Below are 18,754 nucleotides of genomic sequence, written 5' to 3'. Positions count from 1 at the left end.
CGGCAGAGCCGGTTCAGCGGGAATCGCGTGCCAAGCGATTCCCGCGACCGGCGACGCACCCCGCTCTACGGAACGCACCACATCGCCAAGCCGACCGCGCCCCGCCGCGCAGGGAGCGGCGGGGAAGACGAGCACCGCAAGGCAGAGCCGGTTCAGCGGGAATCGCGTGCCAAGCGATTCCCGCGACCGGCGACGCACCCCGCTCTACGGAACGCACCACATCGCCAAGCCGACCGCGCCCCGCCGCGCAGGGAGCGGCGGGGAGATCGAACACCACTTCTTCCACCGAGTGACGGGCGCGGAGCGCCCGTCACTCAGTGGAAGAAGTGCCGCTCCCCCGTCGTGTACATCGTGACGCCGGCGCGAGCGGCCGCGTCGATGACCTCGGCGTCGCGGACGGAGCCGCCGGGCTGGACGACGGCCTTCACGCCGGCGGCGAGGAGCACCTCGAGGCCGTCGGCGAAGGGGAAGAACGCGTCGGAGGCGGCGACGGAGCCGGGGGCGCGGTCGCCGGCGCGGGTGACGGCGAGGTGGCAGGAGTCGACGCGGTTGACCTGGCCCATGCCGACGCCGACGGAGGCGCCGCCCTTGGCGAGGAGGATCGCGTTCGACTTGACGGCGCGGCAGGCCTTCCATGCGAACTCGAGGTCGAGCATCGTGTCGGCGTCGGCGGGCTCGCCGGCGACGAGCTGCCAGCCGGAGCTGACCTCGCCGGGGCCGCCGATGAAGCGGTCCGGCTCCTGCAGCAGCAGGCCGCCGGAGATCTGCTTGAACTCGCGCTCGACGGGGGCGTAGAAGTCGGGGAGCTGCAGCAGGCGCAGGTTCTTCTTGGTCTTCAGCACCTCGAGCGCCTCGGGCTCGAAGCCGGGGGCGACGAGCACCTCGGTGAAGATCTCCTTCACCGTCTCGGCCATGGCGAGGGTGACGGGCCGGTTCGCGGCGATGACGCCGCCGAAGGCCGACACCGGGTCGCACTCGTGGGCGCGGCGGTGGGCGGAGGCGATGGGGTCGATCGCCTTCGAGCTCGCGATCGCGATGCCGCACGGGTTCGCGTGCTTGATGATCGCGACGGCAGGGAGCACGAAGTCGTAGGCCGCGCGGACGGCCGCGTCGGCGTCGACGTAGTTGTTGTAGGACATCTCCTTGCCGTGCAGCTGCGTCGCCTGCGCGATTCCGGTGCCGTCGGGAGAGACGTAGAGGGCCGCCTTCTGGTGCGAGTTCTCGCCGTAGCGGAGGACCTGCTGCAGGGTCCCGCGGATCTCGACCGAGCCCTCGACGCCCTCGGCCGCCTCCTGCCCGGCGAACCAGGCGGCGACGGCGGAGTCGTAGGAGGCGGTGTGCGCGAAGGCGCGGGCCGCCAGGGTGCGGCGCGCGGCGAGCGTCGTGCCGCCGTCGGCGAGGGCGGTCGCGATCCCGGAGTAGTCGGCCGGGTCGACGACGATCGCGACGTTGGCGTGGTTCTTCGCGGAGGCGCGGACGAGGGCCGGGCCCCCGATGTCGATGTTCTCGACCACGGTCGCCGGGTCGGCGCCGCCGGCGACGGTCTCGCGGAACGGGTACAGGTTCACCACGACCAGCTCGAACGCGGCGATGTCGAGCTGCTCCAGCTGCTCGCGGTGCGAGGCGAGCCTCAGGTCGGCGAGGATGCCCGCGTGCACGGCCGGGTGCAGCGTCTTCACGCGGCCGTCGAGCGACTCCGGGAACCCGGTGACGGCCGAGACGTCGGTGACGTCGTGGCCGGCGCCGCGGAGGGTCGCTGCGGTCGAGCCGGTGGAGACGAGCTCGACGCCGGCCGCGGCGAGCGCCGCTCCGAGCTCGAGCAGGCCGGTCTTGTCGCTGACCGAGATCAGCGCCCGGCGGACGGGTACCCGGTCGCGGTCGTCGTAGCTGCTGGGGTCGTGGGCGGTGATGCTCATGCGCGGGCGAGCTCCTCGAGGTCGACGGTTCCGTGGGCGATGTCGAGCACCGTCTGCACCAGCAGGCGACGCTCGATGGTCTTGATGCGCTCGTGCAGCGCGTCCTCGCTCTCGCCGGGGAGCACGGCGAGGCTCTCCTGGGCGATGACGGGTCCCGTGTCGACGCCGGTGTCGATCACGTGCACGGTGACGCCGGTCTCGGTCGCGCCGGCGGCGAGGGCGTCGCGGACGGCGTGGGCGCCGGGGAAGAGGGGCAGCAGGGCGGGATGCGTGTTGATCATCCGCGGGCTGAGCGCGTCCACCACCACGGGCGGCAGGATGCGCATGAAGCCCGCGCAGACGACGAGGTCGGGCTCCCACTCCTGGATGCGCCCGAGCAGGGCGGCGCCCCACTCGTCGCGGGAGGAGAAGTCGCGCGGCGCGACCGTGAAGGCGGGGACTCCGCGCTCCTCGGCGTGGCGGAAGCCCTCGGCGTCGGTGTCGCTGCCGACCGCGACAATGCGGGCGGGGAAGCCCTCGTCGCCGGTGGCGTCCAGCAGGGCGCGGAGGTTCGATCCGCCGCCGGAGAGGAGCACGACCAACTTCAGCACTGCGCAAGTCTAGGGGGACGCCTCCGCCGGCGTCAGCCGCGTCGGCTGCGACCCGCGGCGAGGCCCAGGCCCGCGGCCAGCGCGAGCTCGAGGGCGGCGACCGCCCCGACGACGAGCGGGTCCGGGCCCACCTGGGCGAGCCGCCCGGGCCCGGCGGCGCCCGCCGAGAACCAGGCGAGGAGCCCGAGCAGCAGGCCGCCGACCACGCCGATCCCGCCGGCCGCGGTGGCGCCCCAGCGCAGCAGCGAGCGTCCATCGAGCGCCTCGATCACGCCGCGCCGCAGCCGCCATCCCGCGGCGAACCCGGCGAGCAGCGGCACGAGCAGCCCGAGGAAGCCGAAGGCCGAGTCCCCTGCGGGCAGTGCGGCGAGGACCGGGATCGACGGGATCGGTCCGAGCAGCGTTCCGGCCGCGCTCACGGAGGAGCCGGTGCCGAGGGCGAAGCCCGGGCCGATCAGCCAGCTCGCCGCCCAGATCACCAGGTTCGGGAGGAACGCGAGCTGTCCGAGAGTGAGGGCCAGGCCGCCGAGCGCCTCGGCGCCGAGGCTCTCGTAGAGCGCGACGACCGAGGTGTAGTGCACGACCAGCAGCACGGCGACGAGCACCGCCGCGACTCCGACCACGCCGGCCGCGGCGAGCGCTCCCCCGCGCAGCGACGCGAGGACGAGCCCGGGCCCCGGCGCGGGGACGCGGTCGAGCGCGGAGGCGGCCAGCTCGCCGAGGGGGTCGGCCTCGTCGCTGCGGGCGGAGTGGAGCGCTGCTCCGACGAGCACCCCCAGCGCGAAGACGAGCGGCGGCAGCAGCGTCCCCTGCAGGGGATCGACGGTGGCGGCCGGGTCCGCGGATCCGAGCGAGACCAGGAGCGCGATCGCCAGGTAGGTCGCGATCGCGACGAGGACGCCGATGGCCCGGAACGGCGACTCCTGGGCGCGGCGGCCGGTGCGCGCGCCGAGCAGCACGGTGAGGAGTGCGAACGCCAGCGGAGCGATCGTCACCGGGAAGGCGTCCGCGCCTCCGGGCAGCGCCACGGCGAGGGCGGAGTCGGGGGCCAGCGCCGCCTGCAGGTCGGCCCCGTGGCCGAGCAGCCAGGCGTCGGCGGCGACCCGCCAGAACACGCCGAAGTCGACCGTCGTGTCGTACTGCACGGCCCAGAGGACGGTCAGCGGGACGAGCGGGATCGCGATCCCGATCAGCGCCGACAGCGCGGCGTCGAAGGCGGCGAGGAGGGCGACGGTGATCCGGTTCATGGGCCTGACGAGCCTAGCGGCGGCGCGCTCGGAGGCGGGTCAGGGGCGCGCCGCCCGGCCCTCTAGTGTCGGAGCCATGACGGGGACCTCGGACGCACGGACGGAGCGCGGCCTGGACCGCCTCGTGAACTTCTCCGACGCCGTCGTCGCCATCGCCATCACGTTCCTCGTCCTCCCCCTGGTCGACGTGGTCGAGGAGGGCCGCGCGGCCGATCTGGGGTCCCTCCTCACCGGGCACTACGGCACCCTCTCCGCCTTCTTCATCACGTTCGCCGTGATCGGACGGCTGTGGGCGGTCCACCACTCCGTCTTCGAGGGCGTGGCCCGGTACTCGCCCGCGCTCGTCGTCGCGAACTTCGTCTGGCTGGCCGCGGTCGTCCTGCTCCCCTTCGCGGCGAACCTGATCTCGAACGTGCTCGACACCGACGGCAGCGTCATCGCGCTCTACATCGGCACGATGATCGCGGCGAGCGCGGCGACCCTCGCGATGCAGCTCATCGTGCGCCGCGACCCGGATCTCCTGGCCCCGGGGGCGGAACCGCGGCGCTCCCTCTCGAGGTCGCTGATCGTGATCAGCGTCCTCCTCGCGGCCCTCGTGCTCGCCGTCGCCGTGCCGGCCGTCAACATGTTCGCGCTCCTGCTGCTCCTGCTCTCGGGTCCGATCGAGCGCCTGGTGCACCGCGGTCGCCCCGGAGGACGAGCGGCCCACCGCCGGACGGAGCGCGGGCTCGACCGGCTCGTCAACTTCTCGGACGCGACCGCCGCCATCGCCATCACCGTCCTCGTCCTGCCGCTGGTGCAGCTGGCTCCCGAGGTCGCCCGGGAGGGCGGCGGAGTCCCGGCGCTGCTCGCGGAGCACCTGGACTCGGTCCTCGCCTTCGCGCTCTCCTTCGCGGTCATCGCCGTCTTCTGGATCCCCCACCACCGCGTCTTCGAGATCGCCGGGGACTACGACGGCGCCCTGGTGTGGCTGGACCTGCTCTGGCTGGCCGCGCTGGCGTTCTTCCCGTTCTCGACGAGCGCGCTGGCGCTGTTCCCGGACTCCCGGGCGACGATCGGGCTCTACATCGGCACGATGGCCGCGATGAGCGGGGCGCTGGTCCTGATCGAGCTGCGCCTCTCCCGGCACCCGGAGCTCAGGCGGCCCGGCGCAGGGCCCCTGCCGCTCGCGCCCGCCCTGCTGCCCTTCGCGCTGCTCCTCGTCGCACTGGCGCTGGCGCTGCTTGTCCCGTCGGTCGGGCTCTGGTGGCTGCTCCTGCTCCTGCTGCAGCGGCCCGTCCGGGCACTGCTCGCGCGGCGCTGATCCTCAAGCGCCGGGAGTCCAGCCCAGCTGCGGGGCGATGCGCTCGGCGACGGCGCGCAGGATGCGCCGGTGCGACTCCACCCCGCCGACCGCCGGGAGCGTCACCGTGAGCGCGTCCGCCTCCGCGAGCGCCGGATCCGCGGCGAGCGATGCGACGATCCGCTCCGGGCTCCCGACGTGGAGGGGGCTGAAGCGCATCGGGGCGGCGATGATCGACCGGTCGGCCGTGCGGGGGCGGCCGTCGTCGTCCATCCGCGCGAGGTAGCCCTCGATGAAGGGGCGGTGCGCCTCCTCGTCGGCGGCGTCGAGCAGCGGCAGCACGATCCGGCCCGCCGTCACCCTCGACGTGCGCCCCGGGTGCGCGGCGGCGAAAGCCTCGCGGTAGGCGCGGATCTGCACCGCCTGCTGCTCGGCGAACGGCAGGCCCGTCTCCTCCGTGTTGAGCGTGGACACCTGCAGGTGCATGCCCTGCTCGCCCGCCCGGACCGCGGAGGACACCGTTCCCGCCCCGTACCAGAGCCGGTCGGCGAGGCCGGGCGCGTGCGGCTGCTGGACGAGCGGAGCGCCGACCGGGACCGACATCAGGGCCGACTCCGCGACGCCGAGCACGGCGCCCGAGAGCGCCTCGCGGAGTCGCGCGATGCGCTCCTGCGCCTCCTCGCGGAAGTCGCGCTCGGCCTGCCCGAACACCCCGTCGAAGACGGAGGCGAGATGCGCGAAGCCGCTGCTGACGCCGAGGTCGAGGCGTCCGCCCGAGAGCAGGTCCACGGTCGCGGCGTCCTCGGCGAGGCGCACGGGCGACTCGTAGCGGGCGCCGATGACCGCGGTCCCGAGGCGGAGGCGGCGGGTCCGCTGGGAGGCGGCCGCGAAGAAGGTCATCGGAGACGCGAGGTAGCGCTCGAAGTGCCGCACGCGGACCCAGCCGGTGCCGTAGCCGAGCTCCTCGGCGAGCTCGAGCAGGGCCAGCCCGTCCTCGAGGCTCCGCGCGGCGTCGCCGGGCTGCTCGGGGCCCTCCGGGTACGGCACGAAGGTCAGCAGGTCGAGTCCGAGGCGGCGGGTCACGCTGCGACGCTACTCCGGCCAGGCCCGCCCCGACGACGGAACGGACGGCGCCGCCCGCCGGAGCAGGGGCACCGTCCGTTCCGACGGTGGTGCGGGGAGGACGGGCGCTAGAGCGCCGCGTAGACCTCGCGGAGCAGGGCGGCCGTCTCGGACGGCGTCTTGCCGACCTTCACGCCCGCGGCCTCGAGGGCCTCCTTCTTGGCCTGCGCGGTGCCGGCCGAGCCGGAGACGATGGCGCCGGCGTGGCCCATCGTCTTGCCCTCGGGGGCGGTGAAGCCCGCGACGTAGCCGACGACGGGCTTCGTGACGTTCGCCTTGATGAAGTCCGCGGCGCGCTCCTCGGCGTCGCCGCCGATCTCGCCGATCATCACGATCGCCTTCGTCTCGGGGTCGGCCTCGAACGCGGCGAGCGCGTCGATGTGGGTCGTGCCGATGATCGGGTCGCCGCCGATGCCGATGGCGGTCGAGAAGCCCAGGTCGCGCAGCTCGTACATCATCTGGTAGGTCAGGGTGCCCGACTTCGAGACGAGGCCGATCGGGCCCTTGCCGGTGATCGTCGCGGGGGTGATGCCCACGAGCGACTCGCCCGGCGTGATGATGCCGGGGCAGTTGGGGCCGATGATGCGGGTCTTGTTCCCCTTCTCCTGCGCGTACGCCCAGAACTCCGCGGAGTCCTGCACCGGGATGCCCTCGGTGATGACGACGAGGAGGCCGATCTCGGCGTCGATCGCCTCGATGACGGCGTCCTTCGAGAAGGCGGGCGGCACGAACGCGATGGAGACGTCGGCGCCGGTGGCCTCCATCGCCTCCTTCACGGTGCCGAAGACGGGGAGCTCGACGTCGCCGTGGGTGACGGTCGTGCCGGCCTTGCGGGCGTTGACGCCGCCGACCACGTTCGTGCCGGCCTTGAGCATCAGCGCGGTGTGCTTGGTGCCCTCGCCGCCGGTGATGCCCTGGACGATGACCTTGGAGTCCTTGGTGAGGAAGATCGACATGCTTGTTCTCTGATTCCTTGAGTCGTCGGGTCCGTTACGCGGCGGCGAGTTCGGCGGCCTTGTCGGCGCCCTCGTCCATGGTCGCGGCGAGCGTGATGAGCGGGTTGGCGGCGGCCTGGAGGATCGCGCGGCCCTCCTCGACCTTGTTGCCGTCGAGGCGGACGACGAGCGGCTTCGTGGCCGAGTCGCCGAGGATCTCGAGCGCCTGGAGGATGCCGTTGGCGACCGCGTCGCACGCGGTGATGCCGCCGAAGACGTTGACGAAGACGCTCTTGACCTGCTCGTCGCCGAGGATGACGTCGAGGCCGTTCGCCATCACCTGGGCGGAGGCTCCGCCGCCGATGTCGAGGAAGTTGGCCGGCTTCACGCCGTTGTGCCTCTCTCCGGCGTAGGCGACGACGTCGAGGGTCGACATGACCAGGCCCGCGCCGTTGCCGATGATGCCGACCTCGCCGTCGAGCTTCACGTAGTTGAGGTCGTTCTCCTTGGCCTTCGCCTCGAGCGGGTCGGCGGCGTCCTTGTCCTCGAGCGCGGCGTGGTCCGCGTGGCGGAAGCCGGCGTTCTCGTCGAGCGAGACCTTGCCGTCGAGCGCGACGATGTCGCCCTCCTCGGTGAGCACGAGCGGGTTCACCTCGACGAGCGTGGCGTCCTCGCCGGTGTAGACGTCGTAGAGCTTCACCAGGACGGGCGCGACCTTGGCGATCAGCTCCTCCGGGAACTTCGCCGCGCGGGCGATCTCCTCGGCCTTGGCCTGGTCGATGCCCTGGCCGGGGACGACCTCGACGCGCGCGAGGGCGTCGGGGCGCTCGACGGCGAGCTGCTCGATCTCCATGCCGCCCTCGTAGGAGGTGAGCGAGAGGTAGGAGCGGTTGGCCCGGTCCAGCAGCACCGAGAAGTAGAACTCGCGGTCGATGCGCGCACCGCCGGCGACCATGACGCGCTTGACGACGTGGCCCTTGATGTCGAGGCCGAGGATCGACTGCGCCGCGGCGAAAGCGTCCTCGGGGGTCTTCGCGACCTTCACGCCGCCCGCCTTGCCGCGGCCGCCGATCTTGACCTGCGCCTTGACGACGGTGACGCCGCCCAGCTTCTCCGCCGCGGCGCGCACCTCCTCCGGCGTGTCGGCGACGATGCCCGGGAGCACGGGGACGCCGTACTTCTCGAACAGATCACGGGCCTGGTATTCGAAGAGATCCACGCTGCATTCCCATTCCGCGCCGAGCGCGCTTGCGTTTCGAGTTCGAGGTGGCCCGGACGACGCCGGAGTCTCGGCACTGTCCCTGGGCCGCGCCGAGTCTACTCCGCACCCGCCGGGGGCTTCCCGTGCGGTCGCTCCGCGCCCGCCGGACGCCCGCCGGGGGCACCGGCTCCTCCTCCGCCGGCCGCTCCCGCGTAGCGTGGAGCCATGTCGTCGGCCTCCCGCACCCCGGACGTCTTCCGCGAGGGCGTGTTCCTGCTGGCGGGCGCGCGCGCGATCCTCCTCCAGATCGCGCACCCGGCGGTCGGGCAGGGCGTCGCCGACCACTCCGACTTCGTGCACCGGGCCGTGAACCGCCTGCACGGGACGCTCTCCTACCTCTACGTCCTGCACTACGGCACTCCCGAGGACGTGCGCGCCGTCCGCCGCCGCGTGAACAGGGCGCACGTGCCCGTGCGCGGCCCCGGCTACACGGCCTTCGACCCGGAGCTGCAGCGCTGGGTCGCGGCGACGCTCACCCAGTCGATGCTGCAGCTCTACGAGGGCGCCTTCGGTGCGCTGAGCGAGGAGGAGGCGGACGACATCGTGCGCCGCTCCGTCGTCGTCGGCGCGGCCCTGCAGATGCCCGCGGACCTCTGGCCCGACTCCCGCACCGCATTCGACGCCTACTGGGAGCGGGAGCTGGAGCGCCTCGAGGTCACGCCCGCGGCCCGCCGGGTCGCCCACGACCTGCTGGGCCCGAGCATCGCCGCCTGGTACCTGCGCCCGCTCGGCCCCTACCTCCGCCTGATCACCGCCGGTCTGCTCCCGGCGGCGCTCCGCGAGCCCTTCGGCTTCCACTGGACCGCACGGCAGGAGGCGCGGTTCGAGCGGGCGCTCTCGCGCACCTTCGCCGTCTACCGCCTGCTTCCCGCGATCGTGAGGACGGCGCCCAGCCGCTACTACCTCGCCCGGGTCCGACGCGACGCTCAGAAGCCGGCCACGACCTCCCAGCCCGCGTAGGCGGCGAGCTCCAGCCCGAGCGCCTGCGCGGCCGCGCGCGCCTCGTCGATCCCGCGCTCGTCGCGCACGTCGACGGTGACCGGCACGCTGTCGCCGAACCCCGCGATCTCGACCCGCGCGCTCGTCGGACCGCTGTAGAGCGGGACGTGCGCGTCCGCGGTCCGCGCGCCGACCACTCGCGAGCCGGTCGCCTCTGCGATCACCGCGAGGGCGAACGGAGCCGTCACCACCGCATCCGTGTAGAGCGTCGCCTCGCCGCGCATCGCGCCTCCCGTCGTCCGACCCGCGGGACCGGGCCGCAGCAGTCCGACTGTAGGCAGCCGCCCGCGCCTCCCGCACCCCCTTCCGCTCGGCGCCGAGATGCGCACTCCCCGCCCGTCCGTGCTGAACATCCGATGCGGATCGCTCGACGCGGCCGCCCGGCGGATCTACGGTGAAGCACCCGGCATCCGCCGCGGCGGTCAACGACGACTGGAGCCTTGATGAGCATCACCGAACCCCGCACGGCCGAGGCCCCCGCCGCTCCCCCGCCCGCCGCCGGCTTCGGCACCCTCTCCGTCGCGGCCATCCTGGCGGAGGCGGCGCGGCGCACCCCTGACACGATCGCCATCCGCGTCGGCGAGCAGGCCGTCGACTACGCGACCCTCTGGCGGCAGACCCGTGCCTACGCCGGAGCCCTGCGCGCCCAGGGGATCGGACCGGGCGACCGCGTGGCCCTGCTCGTCCCGAACGTCCCCGACTTCCCCCGCGGCTACTTCGCTGTCCTCGCGCTCGGCGCCGTGGTGGTCCCGGTGCACGCCCTGCTCAAGCACGACGAGATCGCCTACGTCCTGCGCGACTCCGGAGCCGTCGCGCTCGTGTGCGCCGCTCCGCTGCTCGCCGAGGGGGCCGCCGGAGCGGACCTCGCCGGCGTCCCCGTGCTGAGCGTGATGGTACCCGACGGCTCCGGCTCGCCCCTTCCGCGCCTGGAGGACCTCGCCGCGGAGGCGACCCCGATCGACGGCTACGTGCCCCGCTCCCCCTCCGACACGGCGACGATCCTCTACACCAGCGGCACCACCGGCCGCCCGAAGGGGGCGGAGGGGACGCACTTCGCGATCGTCTCGCAGTCGGACGTGCTGCTGATGAACACGTTCGACCTGCACCGCGGCGACGTGGTGCTCGGGGCGCTGCCGCTCTTCCACACCTTCGGGCAGGTCTGCGCGATGAACACGGCCTTCCGCACCGCCGCGACGGTCGTCCTGGTGCCGAAGTTCGACGGCGACGCCGCGCTCGAGGCGATGATCGCCCACGGCTGCACGGTCTTCGAGGGCGTGCCCACGATGTACGTCGCCCTGCTCGACGCCGCGACCCGGCGCGAGGACCGGCCGCCGCTGCGCTACGCGGTCTCGGGAGGCGCTGCCCTGCCCGTCGCCGTGATCGAGCGCTTCCGCGAGGTGTTCGGCGTCGAGATCTACGAGGGCTACGGGCTCACCGAGACCTCCCCGGTCGCCACCTTCAACCACGTCGGAGTCCCGCCGCGGCCGGGCACGGTCGGCACGCCGATCTGGGGCGTCGAGGTCGAGGTCGCCCGCCCCGACGTGACCGACCGAGTCGAGCTGCTCCCCCGGGGCGAGCTCGGCGAGATCGTGGTGCGCGGGCACAACCTGATGAAGGGGTACCTCGGCAACCCGGCGGCGACCGCGGAGGCGGTGATCGACGGCTGGTTCCGCACCGGCGACCTGGGCACGAAGGACGAGGAGGACTACATCCGCATCCTCGACCGCACGAAGGACATGATCATCCGCAACGGCTACAACGTGTACCCGCGCGAGGTCGAGGAGGTGCTGATCGGGCACCCGGCCGTGCAGAACGCGGCGGTCTTCGGGATCCCGGACGAGCGCCACGGCCAGGAGGTGATGGCCGCGGTGATCCTCGCCCCGTCGGCGACCGCCACCGCGGAGGAGCTGATCGCCTACGCGAACGAGCATCTCGCCGCCTTCAAGTTCCCCCGCCGCGTCGAGTTCGTCGACGCCCTCCCGCTCGGGCCCAGCGGCAAGATCCTCAAGCGGGAGCTCGTCGCGCGCTACGCCGGCTGACCCCTTTCGCGAGATGCCACTCGGGTGAGCCCGCCACGGCGTGCCTCCCACTCGAGTGGAATCTCGCGGAAGGCGACCAGAGGGCACACGGGAAGGGACGGACGTCAGCCGAGCAGGGACCAGACGGTCCCGGCGAGGACGGTGCCGACGGCGGCGCCCGCGAGGACCTGGGCGGGGGTGTGCGCGCCGAGGCGCACCCGCGACCAGAGCACCCAGAGGACGATGGGCACGCTGATCAGCAGGGAGAGCGGTCCGTAGGCGATCAGCACGACGACGGCGCAGGTGGCGACCACCGCCGCGTGCCCGGACAGCTTCCAGACCAGGTTGACCACGCCGACGGCGAGCACCACGGCCACCGTCACCACGCCGAACGTGGTCACCGCGGCAGGAGCGCCGAGCACGGCGAGCAGTACCAGGCCGGCCGCGATCGACACCAGCGCCAGCGCGATCGGCAGCGCCCGCTCGCGCCGGTCGGGCACGTGATGGTCGCCGTGGATCCGGCCGGTGCGCATCAGCAGGCGGATGACGAGGTAGGGCACCACGCCGACGAAGAGCGCCGCGAGCGCTCCCCAGGCGACGCCGAGCAGGGGCGGATCCGCGACGCGCGCGCCGACCACGACCGGCACGAGCACCGCGAGGACCGCCGGGGAGAACACCTCCGTCGCGAGCCGCGCGGCCGCCGATCCGGCCGCCACCGGACTAGATCTTCTCGATCGGCGCGACCTTGATCAGCAGCTTCTTCGCGCCCACCTGGTCGAAGAGCACGTGCGCGACGCGCTTCGAGCCCTCGCCCGTCACCGCGTTCACGCGCCCCTCACCGAAGTCGGTGTGCCGGATGCGGTCGCCTGCGATCAGCTCGAGGTCGCCGTTGTCGCGCACCATGCCGGTGATCCGGTTCGGGAACTCGCCCTTGGCCTTCGGCGCCGCGGCGAGCGCCTCCCGGAATTCGGTGTTCGATCGCGACTTGCCGAAGCCGGGCCGCTGAGCGTTCAGGGCCCGGGGCTGCGTGCCGCCGCGCGAGGTCGCCGCGCCGGGCGACTGGCGCCACTGGATCAGCTCTCCCGGGATCTCCTGCAGGAAACGGCTCGGCATCGCGACCGACGTCTCGCCGTACTGCGCGCGGGTCATCGCGAGCGAGAGGTAGAGGCGCTTGCGGGCCCGGGTGATCCCCACGTAGAACAGCCGCCGCTCCTCGGCCGGGCCGCCGGGCTCGTTCGCCGAGATGCGGTGCGGGAGCAGGTCCTCCTCGATGCCGGTGAGGAACACGGCGTCGTACTCGAGGCCCTTCGCCGTGTGCAGCGTCATCAGCGAGACGGTGCCGGAGTCGTCGTCGAGGTCGTCGGCCGCGGCGACCAGCGAGACCTCGGTGAGGAAGTCCACGAGCCCGCCGTCCGGGTTGTTGCGCGCGAACTCCTTGGTGACGGCGATGAGCTCGTCGACGTTCTCGGCGCGGGCCTCGTCCTGCGGGTCGCGGCTGGCGCGGAGCATGTCGAGGTAGCCGCTGCGGGTGAGGAGCGCCGTCAGCACCTCGTGCACCTTCGCCTCGCCGCCCTCCCGTGCGGGGTCGAGCATCAGCGCGCACTCGTCGAGGAGGGTCGCGAGGTCGACGATCGCCTTCGTCACCTTCGGGCCCATCCCGAGTGAGCCGGCGTTGCGCATCGCCTCGCGCAGGGTCACCGCGTTGGTGTCGGCGAACGACTGCAGCTGCGCCTCCGTCGCGGGGCCGATGCCCCGCTTCGGAGTGTTCATGATGCGCCGCAGCGCCAGCACGTCGGCCGGGTTCGCCACCGTGATCAGGTACGCCAGGGCGTCCTTGATCTCGGCGCGCTCGTAGAACTTCGTGCCGCCCAGGATCCGGTAGGGCAGCGCGGAGCGGATGAAGATCTCCTCCAGCGCGCGGGTCTGCGCGTTGGTGCGGTAGAAGACCGCGATCTCGTCGTAGCCCGTGCCCGCCGCGTGCAGGCGGGCGATCTCGTCGACCACGAACTGCGCCTCGTCGTGACCCGAGTACCCGGTGTAGCCGACGATCTTCTCCCCGTCGCCGCTGGAGGACCAGAGGTTCTTCGCGCGACGGTCGAAGTTGTTCGAGATGACGGCGTTGGCCGCCGAGAGGATGTTCTGCGTCGAGCGGTAGTTCTGCTCGAGCAGGATCACGCGGCAGCCCGGGAAGTCGCGCTCGAACTCGACGATGTTGCGGATGTCGGCGCCGCGGAACGCGTAGATGGACTGGTCCGAATCGCCGACGACGGTGAGCGAGGCCCCCGGGATGGAGCCGTCGGCCGTGACCGGTCCGCGGTAGGGGCGGTCGAACTGCGCCGCCGCCATCGTCGCCGGCGGCACGGGCCGGGTCAGCTCGTGGATCAGCGAGTACTGGGCGTGGTTCGTGTCCTGGTACTCGTCGACCAGCACGTGGCGGAAGCGCCGCTGGTACTTCGCGGCGACGTGCGGGAAAGCGCGGAAGAGGTAGACGGTCTGCGCGATCAGGTCGTCGAAGTCGAACGCGTTCGCCCCCTCGAGCGCCCGCGAGTAGGCCCGGAAGACCTGGAGGAACATCTCCTCGTTCGGGTCGCTGAGGTTCGCGGTGCGGGCGTAGGAGTCGACGTCGGCGAGCTCGTTCTTGAGCTTGGAGATCTTCGCGGAGGCGCTCGCGACGGTGATCCCGAGCGAGTCGGCCTCGAGGTCCTTCACGATGCGCTTGAGCAGGGCGCGCTGATCGCCCGAGTCGTAGATCGTGAACGACTTGGTCATGCCGAAGTTCTCGGCCTCGCGGCGCAGGATCCGCACGCACGCGGAGTGGAACGTCGAGATCCACATCCCCTCGGCGCTCTGCCCCACCAGCTTCTCGACGCGCTCGCGCATCTCGGCCGCGGCCTTGTTGGTGAACGTGATCGCGAGGATCTGGCTCGGCCAGGCCTCGCCGTTGCCCAGGAGGCTCGCGATGCGCCGGGTGAGGACGCTGGTCTTGCCCGAGCCCGCACCCGCGACGATGAGCAGCGCGTCTCCGCGGTACTCGACCGCCTCGCGCTGCTGGGGGTTCAGCCCCGCGACGAGCTGCTCGTGCGCCGGGTCGGTGCGGGGCGCGTCCCCGGGGCCGCCGGGGGGACCGACGATGACCGGGGTGGCGCGGGAGTCGCTCGGATCGAAGAGGAAGCTCATGTCCCTCCGAGTGTAGATCGCCCCTCCGACACCGGGAGCGGTCAGGCGGTCCGCTGACGCGGCGCGGGCGAGGTGAGCGCCCCACCGACGTCCAGTCCGCGCCACGCGAGGGAGAAGCCGAGCACGGCGAGCGCCGACGTCGACACCGCCAGGAGCTGCAGGAGCGCGAAGGCGGTGAGGTCCTTCGTGTCGTCGGGGTAGTACTGGATGCCCTGGACGGCGAGAGCCGCGAGCAGCACCACCACGATCACCGAGCACACCAGGAGCAGCCGGTTCACCCCGCGCCGCGCGGGCCTCTTCGGCGCTCGGCCCACCTGGGCCCTGGTGGTCAGCCACGCGCAGGCGGCGGAGGCGGAGGCGAGCGCGACGAGGTCGGCCCCGAGGACGTCGCTCGCCCGGTGCCAGGACGCGGCCATCGTCAGGTTGCCGACCAGCACCACGACTGCGCCGCCCAGCGCGAGCACGACGGTCCGCGCCCGCCCGGGCACGACCATCGCCAGGGCGAAGACCACCGAGACGGCCGCCGCGGTGTGCCCGCTCGGGAAGCTGCCGCCGGTGTACCAGGAGTCGGTGTCGACCAGCTCGGGCCGCTCGAGGACCACGTTCTTGAGCAGCTGGGTGAGCCCGGCCGTGACGACGATCGAGCCGACGGAGGCGACGGCGAGCGCCGGGCGCCTCCGGATCAGTGCGATCGCCGCGACGAGCAGGGCGCCGACGACCATGGAGAGCGGGGTGACGTCCGCGAGCGCCCCCGCGGCGGCGCCGGTGGCGCGGCCGAAGACGAGGTCGGCGCCCCGGAGCCCCGAGTTCTCGACCCCCTGGCCCTGCGGGGTGAGCACGGCGAGCCAGTAGACGACGGCGACGCCGATCACGGCGAGGACGGCGGTGGTGATCCAGCGGCGGGTGATGCGCTCTCGGGTGGACACGGGGCCTCCTCTCGAGGGTCGGGCGGGCGGTGGTGAGCCGATGATGCCAGCGCAGCCTCCGCGTCCGCTCGGCACGCGCCGGAGGAGCGCCCGATCACGATCCGGGTTCAGCCGCGGAGCAGACGCTCCTGCTCGGCCGCCCGCGCCTCGATCGCCAGATCGGGCTGGTCGGCGAAGACGCCGTCCACTCCCGAGCGGAGGATCATCGCGAACTCCTCCTGCCAGCCGCCGTACTCCGCCGGGTCCTTCCCGCGGCGGTGCACCTTCTCGAGGAATCGGTTCTCGGCGCGCAGCGTCCAGCAGTAGACCTCGAGCCCGGCCGCGTGGGCGTCCTCGACGAGCGGACCGGTCCCCGTCGCCCGGCCGGCCGCGTCCCGCGAGAAGAGCATGCTCTTGTCGACGCTGATCCCGTCGACGACTCCGGCGAGGTTCCGCAGTCCCGCCGGCGTGGTGAAGGCGGAGTAGGGGGCCGCGGCGGCGCCGTGGGCGGCCACGAGGTCGGGCGGGGCGCCCCGCGACTCGAGCAGGTAGATCCGGCGGGTGCCGACTCCGCTCACCGCGAGCCGCTCCAGAACGGTCTTCTCGAAGCTCTCGATCGTGAGCCGCGGGTCGCGCGGACCCCAGCCCGCGGCGGCGAGCTCCTCGCGCAGCAGCACGTCCAGCGGCAGCCCGATCCCGGCGAAGTACGTCGCGTGCTTGATCTCGGCGACGAGCCCCGGCGGAGCGAGCGGATCGTCCTCCGCCGCCCGGTCCAGCAGCGCCAGCAGCTCGCTGAAGCGCAGCAGCGGGAACTGCCCGTCGAACGTGGCGCTGGAGCCGCGCACCGCCGGCAGCCGCTCGCGGGCCCGCAGCTCCGACAGCTCGTCCCAGGTGAAGTCCTCGGTGAACCAGCCGGTGATCTCGCGGCCGTCGATCCGCTTGGTGGTGCGGCGCGCAGCGAACTCCGGGCGCTTCTCGACGTCCGTCGTGCCGGAGATCTCGTTCTCGTGGCGGAGGACGAGCACGCCGTCGCGGGTCGCCACCAGATCGGGCTCGAGCGCATCGGCGCCCAGCGCGATCGCCAGCTCGTAGGCGGAGCGGGTGTGCTCCGGTCGGTAGCCGCTCGCTCCGCGGTGGCCGATGACGAGCGGTGACTGGCGCGCGGGCATGCCGCGATCCTACGGGCGGCTCTGCACGGCTCGCAGCGGAGTCGAGGTCCGCTCGAAGAGAACAGCCAGACTCTGAGAGGTGCTCTCAGATAAGGTGGTGTCCATCGTCGCAGTCCTCTCGGATCCGCGGCGCACCCCGCACCCACAGCGACTCAGATCCGCGAGTTCCCTCGGAGACCAGCGCACCTGAGAGAAGAGGAACCATGGCAAGCAACAATCCGGCCTTCGGACGCCCGGAGTTCAGCAACCGCGGCTACGCCGGCCGCGTGCAGGACCTCCCGGACGTCTCCCCCGGCACGCTCGACCAGATGTACTCCCGTCCGGCCGCCGGCTCCGTCGAGACCGACCGGATGACCGTCGAGGACACCCTCGCCAAGACCGCCCTCGCCTTCGTCGTGCTCCTCGCGGGTGCGGCCGTCGGCTGGTTCGTCCCGGGCCTGATGCTCCCCGCCGTGCTCGTCGCGCTGGTGCTGGGCATCGTCAACGCGTTCAAGAAGCAGCCGTCGCCCGCCCTGATCCTCGGCTACGCCGCGACCCAGGGCATCGCGGTCGGCGCGATCTCGAAGTTCTTCGAGAGCGCGTACGCCGGAGCGGTCGTCCAGGCCCTCATGGCGACCGTCATCGTGATCGGCGTCACCCTGGCGCTGTTCATGAACGGCAAGATCCGCACCTCGCCGAAGCTCAACAAGATCTTCTTCATCGGCATGATCAGCTACGCGGTGTTCTCGCTGGTGAACCTGGGCCTCGGCCTCTTCGGCGTCGGCGGCGGCTTCGGTCTCCGCACCGGCTTCATCGGCATCGTGATCGGCCTCATCGCCGTCGCGCTCGCCACGTACTCGCTCGTGATGGACTTCGAGTTCATCCAGCAGGGCGTGCGCAACCGCCTCCCCCGCATCTACGGCTGGACCGGCGCCTACGGCATCCTGGTCACCGTCGTCTGGATGTACCTGGAGATCCTGCGCCTCGTCGCGATCTTCCGCGAGTAGCACGGCGCACCACGCCCGACGGGCGCTCGACCTCCCGGTCGGGCGCCCGTCGTCGTTCCCGGCCCCAGCGCCGTTCCCGGTGCACTGCCGGGAGCGCCTGGCACGATGGAGGGATGAGCGCCGCAGACTCCCGGATCGTCGGCCTCGACGTCGCACGCGGCCTGGCCGTCCTCGGCATGTTCGCCGCCCACCTCGCCCCCGTCGAGAGCGAGATGCTCTGGAACGGCCGCAGCTCCGTCCTCTTCGCCGTGCTGGCGGGAGTGTCGATCGGGCTGATGACGGGCGGCGCACAGCGCTCCTCGCGGCCCTGGCAGGACACTGGATCGATCCTGCTCCGCGGGCTGTACCTGCTCGTCATCGGCGTCGCCCTCACCCTGCTCGGGACGCCGATCGCGGTGATCCTGCCGCACTACGGGGTGATGTTCCTCGTCGCGGCGCTGCTGCTCTTCCTGCCGCGGGCGGTCCTCGCCCTGCTGGTCGCGGTCGCGGCGATCGCCGGGCCCCTCGCGGTCGACGCGCTGACGAGCGCCGGCGGCTCCTGGCTCCCGACCCTGTCGCCCGACGAGGCGCTCCTGGCCGCGCAGCCCCTCATCTGGCTCACCCAGTACTACCCGGTGCCGTCGTGGCTGGCGTACGTGGTCCTCGGCCTCCTGATCGCGCGCTGCGACATCCGGTCCGCGACCACCCAGCGCTGGGTCGTCGTCGGCGGCGCCGTCTCGGCCGTGCTCGGCTACGGCGGCGGGCTGCTGCTCGGGGGTCCGGAGGCGGTGGAGGCGCACGCCAGCACCACTGCCGAGCTGCTCGGGGCGGGCGGGGTCGCCTGCGTCGTCCTCGGCGCGCTGACGGCTCTTCTGCAGCGGCTGCCGCTCCTGGCGCGGGCGGCGACTCCGATCGCGGCCGTCGGTGCGATGCCGCTGACGATCTACTCGCTGCAGCTCGTGGCGCTGGCGGTGTATCTGGTCCCGTACGAGCCGTTCGACTTCGAGGCGTGGCGCAGCTGGGCGCTGCTCGGCGTCTTCGTGGTCGGCTCGATCGTCGCCGCTCTCCTCTGGAGGCGGCTCGTGGGGCAGGGCCCGCTGGAGTGGCTCCTCGCGCGCGCGTCGCTGCGGCCTCGGGGTCCGCGTGCGGCGCTGGGTTAGGGTGGCCG

Annotated in this window: 16 protein-coding genes; 5 read left to right on the top strand and 11 right to left on the bottom strand. The window is 72.7% G+C overall.

Translation table 11 applies throughout. The features are described 5' to 3' along the window. Positions 1-314: 314 nt before the first annotated feature. The 3 genes from purH to C5C49_RS12195 are packed head-to-tail and all read right to left on the bottom strand — an operon-like array spanning position 315 to position 3,753. The gene (gene purH, locus C5C49_RS12205; RefSeq protein WP_104346255.1) at positions 315-1,916 is read right to left on the bottom strand and encodes a bifunctional phosphoribosylaminoimidazolecarboxamide formyltransferase/IMP cyclohydrolase; all 1,602 of its coding nucleotides are present in this window, start codon (positions 1,914-1,916) and stop codon (positions 315-317) included. After that, positions 1,913-2,506 (bottom strand): phosphoribosylglycinamide formyltransferase, encoded by a 594-nt coding sequence (purN, locus tag C5C49_RS12200; RefSeq protein WP_104319591.1) that lies wholly within the window; start codon positions 2,504-2,506, stop codon positions 1,913-1,915. Before purN ends, purH begins: the two co-directional genes overlap by 4 nt. Before the next feature lie 32 nt (positions 2,507-2,538). Continuing rightward, the gene (locus tag C5C49_RS12195) at positions 2,539-3,753 is read right to left on the bottom strand and encodes a DUF6350 family protein (protein WP_104346254.1); all 1,215 of its coding nucleotides are present in this window, start codon (positions 3,751-3,753) and stop codon (positions 2,539-2,541) included. A 76-nt stretch (positions 3,754-3,829) separates the two neighbouring features. Here C5C49_RS12195 and C5C49_RS12190 point away from each other — a divergent pair, with 76 nt between their 5' ends. Further along, the gene (locus tag C5C49_RS12190; RefSeq protein ID WP_181067853.1) at positions 3,830-5,056 is read left to right on the top strand and encodes a TMEM175 family protein; all 1,227 of its coding nucleotides are present in this window, start codon (positions 3,830-3,832) and stop codon (positions 5,054-5,056) included. Between the two features lie 3 nt (positions 5,057-5,059). On the opposite strand, the gene C5C49_RS12185 is transcribed toward C5C49_RS12190, so the two are convergent. The 3 genes from C5C49_RS12185 to sucC form a co-directional block, all read right to left on the bottom strand. Continuing rightward, a complete protein-coding gene (locus C5C49_RS12185) occupies positions 5,060-6,118 on the bottom strand; it encodes an LLM class flavin-dependent oxidoreductase (RefSeq protein WP_104346253.1) in 1,059 nt (352 codons plus the stop codon). A gap of 107 nt (positions 6,119-6,225) precedes the next feature. After that, positions 6,226-7,113, bottom strand: a complete 888-nt coding sequence (sucD, locus tag C5C49_RS12180) for a succinate--CoA ligase subunit alpha (RefSeq protein WP_104224929.1) — start codon at positions 7,111-7,113, stop codon at positions 6,226-6,228. 34 nt (positions 7,114-7,147) lie between these two features. After that, positions 7,148-8,311, bottom strand: coding sequence for an ADP-forming succinate--CoA ligase subunit beta (sucC, locus tag C5C49_RS12175; protein WP_104224928.1), 1,164 nt, complete (start codon positions 8,309-8,311; stop codon positions 7,148-7,150). Positions 8,312-8,518: 207 nt separating this feature from the next. Between sucC and C5C49_RS12170 the strand changes: the two genes are divergently transcribed. Further along, the gene (locus C5C49_RS12170) at positions 8,519-9,313 is read left to right on the top strand and encodes an oxygenase MpaB family protein (RefSeq protein ID WP_104292886.1); all 795 of its coding nucleotides are present in this window, start codon (positions 8,519-8,521) and stop codon (positions 9,311-9,313) included. On the opposite strand, the gene C5C49_RS12165 is transcribed toward C5C49_RS12170, so the two are convergent. After that, positions 9,280-9,576 carry a hypothetical protein gene (locus tag C5C49_RS12165; RefSeq protein ID WP_104224926.1) on the bottom strand — a complete coding sequence of 99 codons (297 nt, stop codon included), beginning with the start codon at positions 9,574-9,576 and terminating at the stop codon, positions 9,280-9,282. The genes C5C49_RS12170 and C5C49_RS12165 overlap by 34 nt on opposite strands. Positions 9,577-9,795: 219 nt before the next feature. On the opposite strand from C5C49_RS12165, the gene C5C49_RS12160 reads away from it, so the two are divergent. After that, a complete protein-coding gene (locus tag C5C49_RS12160) occupies positions 9,796-11,391 on the top strand; it encodes a long-chain fatty acid--CoA ligase (RefSeq protein ID WP_104346252.1) in 1,596 nt (531 codons plus the stop codon). 104 nt (positions 11,392-11,495) lie between these two features. Here C5C49_RS12160 and C5C49_RS12155 read toward each other — a convergent pair whose 3' ends face one another. The 4 genes from C5C49_RS12155 to C5C49_RS12140 all read right to left on the bottom strand — a co-directional run bounded on the left by C5C49_RS12155 (position 11,496) and on the right by C5C49_RS12140 (position 16,621). Continuing rightward, complete coding sequence (locus C5C49_RS12155) at positions 11,496-12,086, bottom strand: phosphatase PAP2 family protein (RefSeq protein WP_104227299.1); 591 nt, start codon at positions 12,084-12,086, stop codon at positions 11,496-11,498. Between the two features lie 4 nt (positions 12,087-12,090). Next, a complete protein-coding gene (locus tag C5C49_RS12150) occupies positions 12,091-14,547 on the bottom strand; it encodes an ATP-dependent helicase (protein ID WP_104261607.1) in 2,457 nt (818 codons plus the stop codon). Positions 14,548-14,588: 41 nt separating this feature from the next. Beyond that, on the bottom strand, positions 14,589-15,473 hold the full coding sequence (locus C5C49_RS12145; RefSeq protein WP_104224743.1) for a phosphatase PAP2 family protein: 885 nt from the start codon (positions 15,471-15,473) through the stop codon (positions 14,589-14,591). Positions 15,474-15,580: 107 nt separating this feature from the next. Next, on the bottom strand, positions 15,581-16,621 hold the full coding sequence (locus C5C49_RS12140; RefSeq protein ID WP_104256113.1) for a glycerophosphodiester phosphodiesterase family protein: 1,041 nt from the start codon (positions 16,619-16,621) through the stop codon (positions 15,581-15,583). 203 nt (positions 16,622-16,824) lie between these two features. Between C5C49_RS12140 and C5C49_RS12135 the strand changes: the two genes are divergently transcribed. Further along, positions 16,825-17,607 (top strand): Bax inhibitor-1/YccA family protein, encoded by a 783-nt coding sequence (locus tag C5C49_RS12135; protein ID WP_104224741.1) that lies wholly within the window; start codon positions 16,825-16,827, stop codon positions 17,605-17,607. A 113-nt stretch (positions 17,608-17,720) separates the two neighbouring features. Beyond that, on the top strand, positions 17,721-18,746 hold the full coding sequence (locus C5C49_RS12130) for a DUF418 domain-containing protein (protein WP_104346251.1): 1,026 nt from the start codon (positions 17,721-17,723) through the stop codon (positions 18,744-18,746). Positions 18,747-18,754: the final 8 nt, after the last annotated feature.

It is taken from the genome of Rathayibacter sp. AY1E2, assembly GCF_002932325.1.
In the GTDB taxonomy this organism is placed as follows: domain Bacteria; phylum Actinomycetota; class Actinomycetes; order Actinomycetales; family Microbacteriaceae; genus Rathayibacter.
Note: the sequence above shows the minus strand (reverse complement) of the source record. Positions and strands in the feature narration are given on the sequence as shown.